We start from the raw sequence: 15772 nt of genomic DNA, 5'->3' as shown, positions 1-15772 counted from the left end.
TCCGTATCTCCGCGGTGAAAAGGTTCGATGAAATACCCATTCGAGATATTCCTCGGCCTGCGCTACCTGCGCTCCAAGCGAAAGCGCTCGGCCATTTCCATCCTGACCTGGCTCTCGGTGGCGGGCGTGGCCATCGGGGTCATGGCCCTGAACGTGGTGCTTTCTGTCATGAACGGCTTCGACGACGACCTCAAGTCGAAGATCGTGGGGTTGAACGCCCATATCATCCTCACGGGTTTCCAGAACGAACCGATCTCGGATTTTGATCACATCTCCGATGTCATCAAGACCCTGCCTCATGTCACTTCGGTCGGGCCCTATATGGAAGGGCAAGCCCTGGCCCGGTCCCACGACCGGTCCTTGGGGGTCATGGTCTGGGGCGTGGACCCGGAGAACCCCAAGGCGGTGGCGGACCTGAACCGTTATCTTTGGGACGCCAAGGCCACCATCCTGAACCCGCCTGCCACCGACGGATCCGGACGCAGTGAACGCATCCTCCTGGGCGCCCAATTGGCACGCCGCCTGCGGGTAGGCATCGGTGACGACATCATCCTCTTCCTGCCCATCCTCCAGCAGACACCCCTGGGTATGACCCCCAGGAGCGCCCGGTTCCAGGTGGTGGGGCTTTTCTCGACCGGCATGTACGATTACGACGAGGCCTATACCTATATCTCCCTGGATATGGGCCGGAAGCTGTACCAGTTCAACGACAAGGTGACCGGAGTGGCGGTGAAGGTGGACGACGTGGACCGGGCCCCGGAAGTGGCCAAAGCCATCCGGGAGAAGTTCTCGGGACGTTATTTCGTACAGGATTGGCTCCAGCAGAACCACAACCTCTTCGTGGCCTTGCAGACCGAGAAACTGGTCATGGGGATCATCCTGTCCCTCATCGTGCTGGTGGCGGCCCTGAACATCATCAATCCCCTGACCATGATGGTCATCGAGAAGACCCGGGAGATCGGCATCCTCAAGGCCATGGGCGCCTCCGACAAGAGCATCAAGACCATTTTCATCTTCGAGGGTATGTTCATCGGGCTGCTGGGCCTGGTGGTGGGGCTCGTCGGCGGCTTCATTCTCTGCACCCTCATCGCCAAGATCCCCATTCCCATGCCGGGAGGCGGGATGGTCTATTACATCGACCGGCTCCCGGTGAAGGTGGAGCCCTGGGTCTGCTACGTGATCATCCCGTTGATGTCGGTGGTGCTCTGCTTCCTTTCCACCCTTTACCCCGCCCGTCAGGCCGCCAAGTTGGAGCCTGTCGAGGCCATCCGCTACAGCTAACCACGGCTTTTCACCACGGAGAGCACGGAGAAGGATTAAAAAAATTCGGGTATTGTCGAAAGAAACGACCGAGAATTCGCAAAGACTGCGAGTTGTTTTCTAAAAAATCAGTCTCTGTGTTCTCTGTGGTTCAAATTTCTTTGAGGTTCGAATGGAAATATTAAGGGTCGAGAACGCCAACAAAACCTTCCACATGGACGGCGAGGACGTGCGCGCCTTGAAGGACGTTTCCTTCGGCTTGGACGCTGGCGACATCACGGTCATCCTGGGCCCTTCGGGTTCGGGAAAGAGCACCCTTTTGACCCTTTTGGGCGGTCTGAGCCGTCCTTCGGAGGGGAAGGTCTATTGCAAACGGAAGTCCCTTTACGACATGACCGATTTGGAATTGGCCCTATGGCGCAATTCGGTCTTCGGTTTTGTTTTTCAGTTCCACCTCTTGATGCCCGAACTGACCGCCTTGGAGAATGTGATCCTGCCCGGGCAGATCGCCCGCCGGGATTTTGAGTCCTGCCGGGCCCGGGCCGAGAGGCTCCTGGCCCATGTGGGTCTCTCCGGGCGTCTGAACCACAAGCCGGGGGAATTGTCGGGCGGGGAACAGCAGCGGGTGGCCGTCTGCCGGGCCCTGATGAACGAACCCGAGATCATCCTGGCCGACGAGCCCACCGGGAACCTGGACCTGAAGACCGCCGAGGGCATCCACGACGTTTTGTGGGACCTTTGCCAGAAAGAGGGCAGGACCCTCATCGTGGTGACCCATTACGAGCCGCTGGCCAAGCGGGCGGACCAGATCCTCACCCTGGATTCGGGGCGCGTCATCAAAAAACGGAGTTGACGAGATGCTTTGCCAACGATGCAACCAACGACCCGCCACGGTCTTCTTTTCCCAGACCATCGGGAACCAGACCACCCAGGCCCACTTGTGCGAACCCTGCGCCCAGGAACAGACCCAGGCCTATGGGGGCATGAACCCGATCGCCTTCAATCCCTTTACGGCCCTTTCCGACCTGCTCCATAATTTCATGGATTGGGGGAACGGCGGGATCGAAGAAGTGCAGTCGGGGCGGGTCGGATCGGTGGCGGTCGATCCCCAGGTCCAATGCCCTTATTGTGGCTACCAGCTTTCCACCTTCCGCACCAATGGACGCCTGGGTTGCACCAAATGCTATGAATCCTTCAAGTCCGCGCTTCAGCCCTTGATCTCGGGGATCCACGGCAACGTCCAGCACGTGGAGGAGGGCCCGCGAGCGGAGGCCGTTCCGCCGGATCCAAAGGCCGACCCCGATATCCAGGGAATGAGGGAGAGGATGAAAGCTTTGATCGAGGCCGAGAAGTTCGAGGACGCCGCCCGCCTGCGGGACGAGATCCACTATTACGAGAACAGACGGAAACAGGGATAACCTTGTTCGAAGAACTCCTGACGACGACCGACGATTGGTTCTTGAAACCCGGCCCGGCCAATGAGGTCGTGGTCTCCAGCCGCGTGCGGTTCGCCCGCAACCTGGAAGGCCGCAAGTTCCCCCATCACGCCAGCGCCGTTGAACAAAAGGTGGTGGTGGATGAGGTCCGGAACGCCCTATCGGTCCTGCCTCAGGCTCCCTTGCTCAAGTTCATCCGGCTCAACGAGATATCCTCCCTGGACCGCCAATTCCTGACCGAACACCAGCTCATCTCCCTGGAACACGCCGCCAGCGTGGGGGAAAGGGCGGTGGCCTTCGACGCCCAGGACGGCCTCAGCTTCCTGGTGAACGAGGAGGATCACCTGAGGCTCCAGGTCTTCCGTTCGGGGCTCAACTTGAAAGAGGGCTTCCAATACCTTTCCCAGGTGGACCAAGCCCTTTGCGGGAAGCTCCACTTCGCCAAGGACCATCAATTGGGTTATCTCACCGCTTGCCCCACGAACCTGGGCATGGCCCTGCGGTCCAGCGTGCTTCTGCACTTGCCGGCCCTGGTCTACACCAATCGGGTGGCTCAAGTCCTCCAGGGAGTGACCCAGGTGGGGTTGACGGTCAGGGGGCTTCAGGGCGAGACCACCCAGGTCGCCAGCGCCTTCTTCCAGATCTCCAACCAATCCTCGCTCGGCAAGCGTGGATCCGAGATCGTGGACCATGTGGAACGGGTGGCCCACCAGTTGGTCGAGGTGGAAAGCCAGGCCCAGAAAGCCGTGTTCCAGCAAGAGGGCGTCAAGGTCCAGGACCGCATCTGCCGGGCCTTGGGCACCTTGAAGTCCGCCAAGGTCATGAGCCTCCAGGAGGCCTTGGACGGCCTGTCGGCCATCCGGGTGGGCCTTTCCCAAAAAATACTTGCCGGCATCGAACTGCCCCTGCTGAATCAGTTATTGATCCTGACCCAACCCGCGCACCTGGCCAAGATCGCGACCCGCGAATTGGGGCCCGAGCAGGAGGCCATGGAGCGTGCCCGCATCTTGGGGATGACCTTGAAAAAGGTCGAAGCGCTCTGACCCGACGCATTATCTTGGCCCACCCCTTGTTAACACCCTAAAACCGCCCTAAATCATTGATTTATCGAGGCCATTAAGCTCAAATAAGCCCCGGGCATCAGCCTTTTTAAGGAGATTTCCATGTTCGAACGATTCACTGAAAGAGCCAAAAAGGTCATTAATCCGTTGGCCAAGGAAGAGGCCCGACGGCTGAACCACAACTTCATTGGAACCGAACACCTTTTGCTGGGTCTCATCCGCGAGGGCGGCGGAGTGGCCGTGGCTGTCCTGGAATCCCTGGGGGTGGACTTGGAATCCGTTCGTATCGAAGTGGAGAACCTGACGACCCCGTCCTCGGATACCTTGACCATCGGGGACCCGCAGTTCACGCCTTCGGCCAAGAAGGTGCTGGAACTGGCCGCCGAGGAGTCGCAAAAGCTGGGGCACAACTACATCGGGACCGAGCATCTGCTGCTGGGCATCATCCAGGAAGGGGAGGGCGTCGCCGCCCGGGCCCTGGAGAACCTGGGCGTCACCTATGAGAAGTCGCGGGACATGGTCATCAACCTCCTGGGCGGGACCTTCCCGAAGTTCTCCAAGCAGGTCAAGAAATCCAAGACCCCGGCCCTGGACACTTTCGGCCGCGACCTGACCCAGATGGCCAAGGACGGCAAGCTGGACCCGGTCATCGGCCGGGAGGACGAGATCGAACGCGTCATCCAGATCCTTTCCCGCCGCACGAAGAACAACCCGGTGCTCATCGGGGAGCCGGGTGTGGGAAAGACGGCCATTGCCGAAGGGCTCGCCCAGCGCATCAAGGAAGGCAATGTGCCCGAATTGTTGCTCGATAAGCGCATCGTGACCCTGGACCTGGCCGCCCTAGTGGCGGGGACCAAGTACCGCGGTGAATTCGAGGAGCGCCTCAAGGCCGTGATCAACGAGATCCGCCAGTCCGGGAAGATCGTCCTTTTCGTGGATGAGCTCCACACGCTGGTCGGGGCCGGGGCCGCCGAAGGGGCCATCGACGCCTCCAACATGCTCAAGCCCGCGCTGGCCCGCGGGGAACTGCAGTGCATCGGGGCCACGACCTTGAATGAATACCGCAAGTACATCGAGAAGGACGGCGCCCTGGAGCGCCGGTTCCAGATGATCACGGTGGACGAACCCTCCGTGGACGAGACCGTCCAGATCATCAAGGGGCTCCGGGACCGCTATGAGGCCCACCATCGGGTGCGCATCACGGACGACGCCATCCAGGCCGCCGCCACCCTGTCCCACCGCTACATCTCGGGCCGTTTCCTGCCGGACAAGGCGATCGACCTCATTGATGAAGCGGGAAGCCGCACCCGCCTTCGCATCACCACCATTCCGCCCGAGATCCGGGCCCTGGAAAAGGAAGTGGAGAAGGTCAAGCAGGAGAAGGAAGAGGCCATCAAGACCCAGGAGTTCGAGCGCGCCGCCGACCTGCGCGACAAGATGAAGAAGATGCGCGCCAAGCTGGGGGATGAGAAGGAGAAGTGGGAAGCCCAGAAGACCAAGGAAGAAGCGGTCGTGACCTGGGAGGACATCGCCTATGTGGCCTCCAAGTGGACCGGCATCCCCATGATCAAGCTGGGCGAGAAGGAATCGGAAAAGCTCCTGCGCATGGAAGAGGAGCTCCACAAGCGCGTGGTGGGCCAGGAAGAGGCCATCACGGCCATCTCCAAAGCCATCCGCCGCAGCCGGGCGGGTATCGGAAACCCGAAGAAGCCCATCGGTAGTTTCATGTTCATGGGACCCACAGGTGTTGGGAAGACCGAATTGGCGCGGGCGCTGGCCCAGTTCCTCTTCGACGATGAGGATGCGCTCATTCGGTTCGATATGAGCGAATACATGGAGAAATTCAACGTTTCGCGGCTCGCCGGGGCCCCTCCGGGCTATGTGGGCCACGACGAGGGCGGCCAGCTGACCGAAAAAGTGCGCCGCAAGCCCTATAGCGTGGTCCTTTTCGACGAGATCGAGAAGGCCCACCCGGAGATCTTCAACGTAATGCTGCAGATCCTGGAGGATGGACGTCTGACCGATTCGCTGGGCCGGGTCGTGGACTTCCGCAATACGGTGGTCATCATGACGAGCAACCTGGGTGCCCGGGAGATCGGGGTCGAGAAGAACCTGGGCTTCACCCCCGAGGGGTCCGATGTGCCCCTGGGCAGCATGAAGAACAAGATCCAGTCCGAACTCAAGAAGGCCTTCAATCCGGAGTTCCTGAACCGGGTGGATGACATCATCATCTTCCACCCCCTGGAAAAGACGCATATCGAAAAGATCGTGGACATCCAACTGGCGGACGTTCAGAAACGTCTCAAGGACAAGGCCATCACCTTGATCCTGGACCCGTCGGCGCGCGAGTTCCTCATCGAGAAGGGCTACGACAAGGTCTACGGGGCCCGCCAGATGAAGCGTTCCATCCAGAAATACGTGGAGGACGCCCTGGCCGAGGAGCTCCTGCGGGGCAACGTGAAGGAAGGGTCGAACCTGACCCTTCGTTCGGCGGGCGAGAAGCTGGATTTCATCTCGGAAACCGCCGCGTCCCCAGCGACCGTTTAAAAGGGGTACTTCATGGGAGCGAAGCCGGGAAGCCGCAAGGGCTTCGCTTTCAGGGGGGCCTTGGGGCGGCGGGAAGACCCGGTTTCGCCGCCATCGTCCGGCCGCAAGCCCCGTTGGCCCTGGGCCCTGGCTTCCCTCGCCGTCCTGACGGGCGCCTACCTTTATTTCCAGGACCGCATCGTGGACGCGAACCTGCGTCCATTGATCCAACAGAAGCTATCCGAGGTCATCCAGTCCCCGGTCACCCTGGGTTCGGTCCGGGCCGGATGGACGGGCCACGTCCTTTTGAACGACCTTTCCATGACCGTCCCAGGCTACCCCTGGGAGAGCAAGGTCCGGGTCCAACAGGTCTCCCTGGACCTGGCCCTTTGGGACCTGGCGGTCCGGCATCGTCCGATCGAAGAGTGCCTGCAAAGCCTCACCCTTCTTCGCCCTGAGATCACCCTGACACGGTCCAGTCACTCCCAAGCCCCCGTTACGGCCCTTTCCGGTTCGTCCCCGGCCTTGGCCGCACCGATCCCTGTTATCCCGGCGGGCCAGGTAGCGATCAAGTCGGGGTCTTTCTCGATCCAGAACGGAAAGGAGCCCCGACTGGTCTTCCGCGACCTGGATTTTCGGGCCCGATCGGTGGGGCATGGGACCTGGGGCCTCTCGCTCCAAGCCTTCTCCCCGGAGAAACAAGATCCTGGGTCCCTGCGTTTCAACGGCAGTTTCCACTTGGATCCCCAGGCCCCAGGTACCAAAGGGATGCTGAAACTCGATCACTGGCCCTTGGCCACCTTGGGTCCCGCTTTGAAGGGGACGACCGGCTGGGATGTGACCCAAGGTTTCGTGTCCATCCAGACCCCCTTGGTCTTTCAGGCGGGCAAACCCCTTTGGTTCGATGGGCACGCGGATCTGGCGGACGCGGACCTCAAGACGCCTGGTCCCTTGGTCTTGACCTTCAATGGGATCACGGGCCGGGCCAACCTGCGTCCCACGGAGGTCAAGATCCTGGATGAATTGAGCTTCAACCTCGGGGCCACGCCCTGGAAGGCCACCGGACTTATCCCCATGGACGGACGTCCACTGGCAGCCCGGGCGGTCAGCGATCATTTGGCCGCTTCGACCATCCTGGAGGACCTGCTCAAGGTGAAGGCAGGGAAGGTGGAGGGGTCCACCGGGAGCGCGAACCTCCTCGTTTCCGGGGCTCTGGCGGATCCTTCCGTATCGGGAAGCGCGAGATTGGGGCCCACGACGGTGGCCGGATGGCCCCTGGAAAGCCTGTCGGTCCACGGGAAGTTCGAGCAACAGACCCTGAAGTTCGATTCCATCTCCGGGAAATTGATGGGCGGATCCTTGTCGGGAAATGGGTTCATTTCCTTGGCGGACCAGCCGGATGCCCCTGTTTCACTGTCCGGGCGCCTCGTGGACCTGGATGCGGGCCAGGCTGCGGGGATCCTGGGGATCTCCCAAACCCAGGGCCGGATCAATGCGGATATCCGCTATTACGGTCCACGGGACCGGACGACCCTTTCCTCGACCAGTCAACTGGAGATCTTCCGGACACTCCGCAATACGCCCTTTCATTACTCCATTCGCAACAATGTTCAATGGAAGGACAACCGGATGCAGGTGACGGCGATCTTGAACGAAAAATCCAAGTTGGAGGCGGTCTTCACCGAGGGGCCCGATGCCTGGACCTTGGAGCGTTTCCTAGCGGTAGCGGACAAGAGATCCATTCGCTTGACGGGAAGCGGGGTTTGGCCCAAATCCCAGGACCAACCCATTCAACTGGAGGTGGGCGGGAAGGGGATCCCCTTGGAGGGGTTGCCCTTTTTCAGTGACCAGTTCCCGGAGGTCGAAGGGAAGGTGGACCTGTCCATCAAGGTCGGGGGAACCCGTCGGGAGATCGCGGCCACGGCCAAGCTCGATTCGGAGAAGGTGAGCCTCAAGGGCCAGGAACCCGGTCCCATGCGGGTGGCCCTGACCTATCGTCCGGGCGAGATCCTTTTCGACCGTCTGGAGATCGGGGAGAACGGGGACAAATTCTCGGTCTCGGGCCGCGTGGGCCTGGACCCGCAGGCCCCGATGGACCTTTCCATCAAGGCCAATGACGTCCCCCTGCAGACGATCGCCGAGATCGGGGGATGGAACAATCCTCCACAGCCCTTCGAGGGTTCGGTCAAGGGACAGCTCCATTTGACGGGAACCAAAAAGAACCCCCTTTTACAAGGAGACGATATCCGGGTCGCCGGTTTGAAGGTGGGGGATTGGCACGCGGAGGACCTGGAGGCGTCCTTGAAAATGGACGGTGGGAAGCTGATGGTCCGCCGTCTCTTGCTGGACCAAAAGGGTGGATCCTTGAACATCACCGGGACTTGGGACACCCAGGCCCATCCCGGGGCCATGGCCATGAAATTCGACGCCAAAGGCTTCCAATTGGGGATGGGGCCTTCCCTGACGGGGGTCTTCGTCTGGAACGCCCAGATCACCGGGGACCCCTTTTGGAAGGCCTGGACGGGGACCTTCGCTTCCCAGGACTTCAGCCTGACCGACCTGAACCAGAAGACCTACCGGTTCACCGATCTTGGTTTGACCGCCGACATGGCCGATTCCAGGCTCAAGGGCAAGGTTCACCTGGGCGGGGCCATTCAAGGAACAACCGAACTGGACCTTGCCGGAGAGACCCCGCAGCTCCAAGCCCAATTGAGATTCGAACCGGTGCCGTTCGAACAACTTCCGGAGGTCAATCAATTCCTTCCCGCGGGGCTCAAGATCACGGGGAAATTCAGCGGGGACCTGAAATTGGAAAAAGGGCCTTGGGCCACCTTGCCCCTGTCCGGCTCCCTTCAATTGGTCCAGGGAAAGGTCCAGAACTACGACTTCGACCACATCGGCTTCCAATTCAATGGTGATAAAAAGAAGCTCCAAGCCACCGCGACCCTGCAACGGGACCTGGCCAAATACAACCTGGAGGGTTCCCTGGAATCCCCGCTGGCGGTCTGGGATCCGACCGCGGCACTGTCGGTCCATGGTCCGGTCGAAAAGGAAAAGCTTCGCAATTTGCTCGCTCTCCTGGGCATTGATACCGACCAAAAAAGGGTGGGCGGGGAGGTGAACGGGGAACTTTCGGTCAAGGGGCCCTTGAACAAGCTGGGCATCGGGTTTTCCTTGTCCGGAAAGGACCTGCGCTATCAATCGACCTTGATCCCATCGGCGGACCTGCATTTCACCGAATCGGGCAACAAGATCACCTTGGGCAAGAACCGGATCGAACTGGAAAAGGGGACCATTCGGATCGGGGAAGGGTCGCTGGAATTGGATCCCGAGGATCCCACGCTTGTCCTGATGTCGATGAAGGCGGAGACCAAGGATGTCCCCCTTGGTCCCTTTCATTTGACCAGCAGCCTTCAAATGACCGGGAAAGCTTCCCTGGGAGCCAAGGCCGGGCGTCCTGATTTCGAGGGGAATCTCTCGCTCTTGGAACAGGGGAATGACCCGAAACAACAGCCCAAGCCCTTCGATCTTTCGGTGCGGGTCAAGGACAAGGTGGTGGATTTCCTGCCGCTGGAGGCCGGGAAGGCCCAATTGGTGGGGGAAGTGGACCTATCCCAGGACCAAAAGGTGGCCTTCAAGGACCTCCGGTTGCTGAATTACGCGGGGGTTTTCACCGTGGACGGGAACCTGGACCTGGGTGGAGGAGCCTGTCACCTGGTTTCCGACGCGAAGGATGTGCCGATCCAGGAGATCGCCAAATGGGTCTTCCCGAATTTCCCTTTCCTGGGCATGGCCAATTATCACCTGGTCCTGGACGGGACCCTGGAGAACCCCCTTTTCACCACGTCCCTTTCCCTTTCCCAAGGGCGCATCGGGGATTTGGACTTCGACCTGTTGGACGGGGTCCTGAGGTCCAAGGACAACACCCTTTATTTGGGGGATGACCAAAATCCCATCAGCCTGAACCGCGGCGGAAAGTTCAATTTCACCGTGCGGGGCAAGATGCCCATCGCCCTGACGAAGGACAGCTGGTTGAAGGTGCAGAACCGGAACATGGACATCGACGCCAAGATGAACAAGGGCGATTTCAGCCTCATCCTCCTGGGCGGATTGGCCAAGAAGGCCTCGGGGGCCATGGATTTCTCCGCCCATGTTGGCGGGACCTTGGACAATCCGGACCTGACGATGGACCTGGACCTGAACAATTGTCAAATGGTCCCCGGTATGGTGGCGGAGCGGATCGAGGACATCAGCGGACGCATCAAGGTCCGTCACAACACCTTGGCGGTGGATTCCTTGAACGGCCGCATCGGGCAAGGGCGGGTCTTCATCTCATCGCCTCCTATCGAACAGAGCAAGATGAAGTTGGTCAATTTCGTTCCCCAGTATTTCGACTTCCGGGTCCAGACCGTCGGGGAACATGGCGTCTGGTTGAGCATCCCCACCATCATGCGTCCCGGGGAATGGGGCGAGATCCTCTTCTATGGCGCCACCCCGAACGACCCCTTGGTCATCTCCGGGCCCCTGGAGCATTTGGTGGTCAGCGGGACGGCCCTGCTCCAAAGCGGCCATTTCACCTTCCCGCCCATCCAGGCATTGGATGAGAACGGAAAACCCATCGAATACCGGGAATTGGCCGGGGTGACCTTCGACCTGAAGCTGGTCTCCGGAAAGAACACTTGGTACTCGAACGACTTCAATACCAATTACCTGGAGCTGCAGGTGGACCCGGGGAACGCCATCAAGATCGAGGGGCGGGATTCGGACAGTACCCCGGACGAGGCGGGCATCAAGTGCTACGGCACGGCCAGCACGACCCGCGGATGGTTGTGGTATTTGAACCACAAATTCACGATGGAGTCGGGATGGGTCCAGCTTTCCAAGGGGGCCAAACCTTTCATCAAGGGACGCGCAGTGGACCATTGGCACAATGTGGAGGTGATCACGGCGGGGGGGGTGCGTAATACCGACGTCGATATCTGGGTCAACCTGAGCGGGACCTTCGGGAAGATCGACTTCAACCTGGAATCCAGCCCGCCTTTCGACCCCACGGATCCGGACAAGCAACAGAAGCTATTGCTCTCCTACATCATGTTCGGGAAGGACATGACGGGCTACACCGCCCAGGCCCTCCAACAGGCCTATGAACATGACTACGGACAGGCGGCTAAATCGGCGGTGTTCGACGCCATCAACCGAATGGCCCTGAATGAGGCCTCCCGGGCGGCGCGGGAATACACCCAAAAATGGCTGGGGAGCGATGTTCAATTCAAGGGTCAACCCTTGGCTGCCGGACCTGGCTCGGCCGCCACGCCGGTGGCGGGAGGGCCCGAAGCCACGGGGAACAGCCTCGTGGCCAACAGCTCGCCTTTTCTTCAGATGGAATTGACCAAGCCCTTGGATCCCAAGCTTTCCCTGAAGACACAGGTCGGCTTCAACCGAGGGGTGACCGGGGACCTTTCGCCGACAGGATCGATGGGGCTCCAATATGACTTCACTTCCAAGCTCCACGGGGACATCTCCTATGGGAGCAACGACTTGAACCAGCAGGAAGCCCGGGCCAGTTTCATGTTCACGGAACCTCTCCCGGACATCAAGGTGGCTAAGAAGGACGACAAGGAAAAACCGAACTTCGAGAGATTCGATGTCTATCCGGTGGGGCCCGGCAAATATTCGGTCCTTTGGACCACGGACAAGGTCACCAAGAACACCTTGTCGGTGCTGGACGGAGACGGGAACGAGGTCCAGGTCAAGGTCGAGAACAAGGACTTCGAATACCGGCATGAGATGGTCATCGATGGGCTGACACCGGACGCCGACTATGACTTTCGGATCACGGCCAAGGACCTGAACGGCAATACGCGCAGCGTCATCAAGCGGGTCACGGCTTCCAACCAATAAATCTGGAGCTATAGGGACCCTTTCGGGGTCCATGGGGCGTCCAAAAGCCGGGCAATTGCATTGCCGATTATCAAGGGCCCTGTTAGAATCTGCGTCTTTGTCCGGCCCTTTTATGGCCGGTCCATTCCCAAGCCCCGAACGAACGGGGGAAAAGGCTCCTTTCGGCCCATGCGCGTGAAACCATCCCACCGGCTTTGGTTATTGACCCTGCTGACCGCCATCGCCTTCCCCACCGTTCCCAGGGCCCAGGAATCCAGCAGCCTTCCCAAGATCTCCGCCATCAAGATCCAGGGCAATCAGAACGTCTCGAACCTGCTGATCTATGGGCACCTTTCCGAGAAGGAAGGGGACCTTTTCGCCATGCGCCGGGTGCGGATGGACATCCATAACCTTTTTGCCATGGGGGATTTCAAGGATGTCCGGGTGGAGGCCCTTCCCGGGGCCAAGCCTGGGCAGATCGAGCTCACCTTCGTCGTGGTCGAGCGCCCCCTGATCGGGAAGATCGAATTCAAGGGGAACAAGAAGTTCGATGACCGGAAATTGCTCGAGGCCATGAAACTCCAGGCCAAGTCGGCCTATGAGGAGTCCAAATTGCAGGATGACATCCAGGCCATCCGAAAGCTTTACCTGGACGAGGGCTACTCCTCGGTCGTCGTCACCCCCAAGACCCAGACCGAGGGCGACAAGAACCTGGTGGACCTGACCCTGGACATCAATGAAGGCAACCAGGTGAAGATCGCCAAGATCCTGGTGGTCGGAAGCGAGGCCTTCAGCGCCAACAAGGTGGCGGGCCAGACCAAGGAGAACAAGCAGGGGGATAAGTACAAGCCCGATCTCTTGAACGATGATTTGAAGGCCATTGAAGACTTCTACCATGACGAGGGTTACCTGCGGGCGGTGGTCCTGGACCACCAGGAGCAGATGAGCCCGGACGGGCGGAAAGTGACCATTACCATCACCGTACGGGAGGGTGTTCAATACACCCTGGGGGATGTTTCCTTGAGCGGCAACGTCCTCATCGAGGACAAGGATATGTTGGCCGCCTTTGGCTATAAGAAAGGCGACCTGATCCGCAAGAAGGATTTCGACGAGGCCGTTCGGAAGATGCGCAGTCTCTACGCCGATAAGGGCTATATCTACGCCAATGTGAACCCCCAGATGACCTATGACGACGACCTGAAAAAGGTGAACATCATCTTTGACGTCACCGAGGGACAGATGGCCTATGTGCAGGACATCAAGATCGTGGGGAATTACAAGACCCAGGATTATGTCATCCGCCGGGAACTGGTCATCGCCCCCGGGGACAAGTTCGAGGCGGACAAGATCAAGCTTTCCGTGCAGAACCTCTACAACCTGGGCTTCTTCGAGGAAGTGAACCCCGATGTCCAGCCTGGGGACACGCCGGGCAAGCAGGTGCTGGTGCTCCGGGTTAAGGAGCGCAAGACCGGGTCCATCAGCGTGGGCGGCGGCTATAGTTCGGTGGACGGGTTCGTCGGGAACATCAAACTGGAGGAAGCCAACCTTTTCGGCAAGGCCCAGCACGTGAACCTGGACCTGGAGTTCGGGGCCTCCCGCACCAGCTATAGCGTGGGATTCACCGAGCCCTGGCTCTTCAATACGCCGACCTCCTTCAGTCTTTCGGCCTTCAACACCACCCGCGTTTTCACCTCGTCGATCATCACCCAGGACGGCAATAAGTTCTATACCGAGCAACAGGTCGGCGGGTCCATCAGCCTGGGACGGCGCCTGAGCCGCTTTTGGAGCATCTACGGGACCTATTCGCTCCAGAACGTCACCATCTCCGACGTGGCCTCCTATTACACGACCATCGGGACCCCCCAATACATCGAGGCCACTTCGAGCACTACCAGCAGTTTCACCCCCCGTCTGGTCTATGACAGCCGGGACAACTATTTCGATCCCACCACAGGTTGGAAGCACCAGTTGTCCATCGAGTTCGCCGGCGGCCCCTTGGGTTTTGACAACAACTTCATCAAGGCGGTGCAGGACAGCAGCGTTTTCGTGCCTTTGCCGGCCGGGTTCGTCATCGGGGAGCATGTCCGTCTGGGCGCCGAACAGGGCTATTGGTTCGCCGGGAGGGGTTACCGGGATGTGCCGGTCTATGAAAAGTTCTACGCCGGCGGAACGGACACCATTCGCGGTTACAACGAAAGGGCCGTGGGTCCCCTGGCGGGTGGGAACGCCCTCTTCGTCTCCAATACCGAACTGAAGCATCCCTTGGTCGGACCCTTGCGGGGCGTGCTGTTCTTCGATACGGGCGATTCCTGGACCAACGTTTGGAGCTTGAACGAGTCCAACCTTCAAATGGGCGCCGGTCTGGGCGTGCGGTTGACCATCCCCGGGACCATCATGGATATCCGGTTGGACTACGGCTGGCCCATTGCCTCGAACCTTTCCGCCGCCGCCGCCCCCCCGGGTGGGGTCCTCCATTTCAACCTGGGCAACCTCTTCTAACGACAACCCGTAGTTCGCGGTTGGCAGTTCGCGGTTTGAAGAATTAAACTGCGGACCGTCAACCGCGGACTAAAGGCTGGTTCCCCATGCGTATTCTCCTGACCAATGACGACGGTATCCGGGCCCAAGGATTGAAGGCACTCTACGGGGCCCTCAAGGACCTGGGGGAGATCGCCGTCTCGGCCCCCGAGGAACAAGCCAGCGCCACCGGCCATTCCATTTCCTTGAACGCGCCTTTCAAGGTCCAAAAACCCGCCTGGGCCGAACTTCCGCTTTCCTTCAGTGTGGCCAGTACCCCCGCCGATTGCGTCCGGACCGCCGTCCTGAAGCTCCTCCCCTGGCGGCCCGACCTAGTGGTCTCCGGCATCAACCAAGGGGCCAATTTCGGGTCGCTCATCCTTTATTCCGGGACCGTGGCGGCGGCCGCGGAAGCGGTGCTATTGGGCATCCCGGCGGTGGCCATCTCCCTGACCAGCCATCATTACAAGGATTTCACCGCCAGCGCCCTTGTGGCTCGCCAGGTGGCCATTCGGGTGCGGGAAAAGGGGCTGGCGCCCGGGGTCCTTTTGAACGTCAATGTGCCTCCCTTGGAGGCCCGCGAGTTGAAGGGGATGGCCGTGACCCATCAGGGGCAATTCCGGCACATTGACGACCTGGAACCCCACGGGGAACTGAAGGATCATTTCAGCTACGTCCTCAATAGCCCCAGCGAACCCGCGGAGGAGCATCCGGGGTCCGATGTGGCGAAAGTCCGGGAAGGTTTCGTTTCCCTGACACCGCTCCACCTGGACCTGACCGCCAAGCATCATTTTCCCCATTTTTCCGATTGGATCCTCGAACCTTTCGAGGACCTTCCATGAGCGAGGAATTGAACGGCCGCATCCGGAAGGTCCTTTCCGAGGTCCAGGAACTTCTCGGGAAGGACGGCGCAAAATTGGACCTCGTGGAGATCACGCCCGATCATGTGGTGCGGGTCCGGTTGTCGGGAACTTGTGCGACCTGCCGACCGGCCGAGCTTCCGACCTTGCGGGCGGGCATCGAACGGCTCTTGAAGGCCGAGGTCGGCGAAGTGGCCGGGGTCGAAACGGTCTGACCGGCAAAGATGGCTTG

The 15772-nt window shown here is 60.0% G+C and carries 9 protein-coding genes; all 9 read left to right on the top strand.

Translation table 11 applies throughout. From position 1 onward, the window contains the following. The first annotated feature begins 27 nt into the window (after window positions 1-27). The 9 genes from VHE12_13635 to VHE12_13595 all read left to right on the top strand — a co-directional run bounded on the left by VHE12_13635 (window position 28) and on the right by VHE12_13595 (window position 15755). Complete coding sequence (locus VHE12_13635; protein ID HVZ81823.1) at window positions 28-1281, top strand: lipoprotein-releasing ABC transporter permease subunit; 1254 nt, start codon at window positions 28-30, stop codon at window positions 1279-1281. A gap of 151 nt (window positions 1282-1432) precedes the next feature. Next, window positions 1433-2113, top strand: a complete 681-nt coding sequence (locus VHE12_13630) for an ABC transporter ATP-binding protein (GenBank protein HVZ81822.1) — start codon at window positions 1433-1435, stop codon at window positions 2111-2113. A gap of 4 nt (window positions 2114-2117) precedes the next feature. Next, window positions 2118-2678: a UvrB/UvrC motif-containing protein gene (locus tag VHE12_13625; protein ID HVZ81821.1), complete on the top strand. Its 561-nt coding sequence runs from the start codon at window positions 2118-2120 to the stop codon at window positions 2676-2678. Between the two features lie 2 nt (window positions 2679-2680). Continuing rightward, the gene (locus VHE12_13620) at window positions 2681-3739 is read left to right on the top strand and encodes an ATP--guanido phosphotransferase (protein HVZ81820.1); all 1059 of its coding nucleotides are present in this window, start codon (window positions 2681-2683) and stop codon (window positions 3737-3739) included. Between the two features lie 120 nt (window positions 3740-3859). Continuing rightward, window positions 3860-6304 (top strand): ATP-dependent Clp protease ATP-binding subunit, encoded by a 2445-nt coding sequence (locus tag VHE12_13615; GenBank protein ID HVZ81819.1) that lies wholly within the window; start codon window positions 3860-3862, stop codon window positions 6302-6304. Window positions 6305-6316: 12 nt separating this feature from the next. After that, on the top strand, window positions 6317-12184 hold the full coding sequence (locus tag VHE12_13610) for a translocation/assembly module TamB domain-containing protein (protein HVZ81818.1): 5868 nt from the start codon (window positions 6317-6319) through the stop codon (window positions 12182-12184). 168 nt (window positions 12185-12352) lie between these two features. Beyond that, on the top strand, window positions 12353-14662 hold the full coding sequence (bamA, locus tag VHE12_13605) for an outer membrane protein assembly factor BamA (protein HVZ81817.1): 2310 nt from the start codon (window positions 12353-12355) through the stop codon (window positions 14660-14662). 86 nt (window positions 14663-14748) lie between these two features. Next, the gene (surE, locus tag VHE12_13600) at window positions 14749-15522 is read left to right on the top strand and encodes a 5'/3'-nucleotidase SurE (GenBank protein ID HVZ81816.1); all 774 of its coding nucleotides are present in this window, start codon (window positions 14749-14751) and stop codon (window positions 15520-15522) included. Then, a complete protein-coding gene (locus VHE12_13595) occupies window positions 15519-15755 on the top strand; it encodes a NifU family protein (protein HVZ81815.1) in 237 nt (78 codons plus the stop codon). The genes surE and VHE12_13595 overlap by 4 nt, the downstream gene beginning before the upstream one ends. Window positions 15756-15772 lie beyond the last annotated feature (17 nt).

The organism is bacterium, assembly GCA_035549195.1.
In the GTDB taxonomy this organism is placed as follows: domain Bacteria; phylum Oederibacteriota; class Muellerivitia; order Muellerivitales; family Muellerivitaceae; genus DASZRK01.
Note: the sequence above shows the minus strand (reverse complement) of the source record. Positions and strands in the feature narration are given on the sequence as shown.

Coding starts and splice junctions, on each gene's coding strand:
- VHE12_13635 (HVZ81823.1), top strand. CDS start 28: ATGAAATACCCATTCGAGATATTCCTCGGCCTGCGCTACCTGCGCTCC.
- VHE12_13630 (HVZ81822.1), top strand. CDS start 1,433: ATGGAAATATTAAGGGTCGAGAACGCCAACAAAACCTTCCACATGGAC.
- VHE12_13625 (HVZ81821.1), top strand. CDS start 2,118: ATGCTTTGCCAACGATGCAACCAACGACCCGCCACGGTCTTCTTTTCC.
- VHE12_13615 (HVZ81819.1), top strand. CDS start 3,860: ATGTTCGAACGATTCACTGAAAGAGCCAAAAAGGTCATTAATCCGTTG.
- VHE12_13610 (HVZ81818.1), top strand. CDS start 6,317: ATGGGAGCGAAGCCGGGAAGCCGCAAGGGCTTCGCTTTCAGGGGGGCC.
- bamA (HVZ81817.1), top strand. CDS start 12,353: ATGCGCGTGAAACCATCCCACCGGCTTTGGTTATTGACCCTGCTGACC.
- surE (HVZ81816.1), top strand. CDS start 14,749: ATGCGTATTCTCCTGACCAATGACGACGGTATCCGGGCCCAAGGATTG.
- VHE12_13595 (HVZ81815.1), top strand. CDS start 15,519: ATGAGCGAGGAATTGAACGGCCGCATCCGGAAGGTCCTTTCCGAGGTC.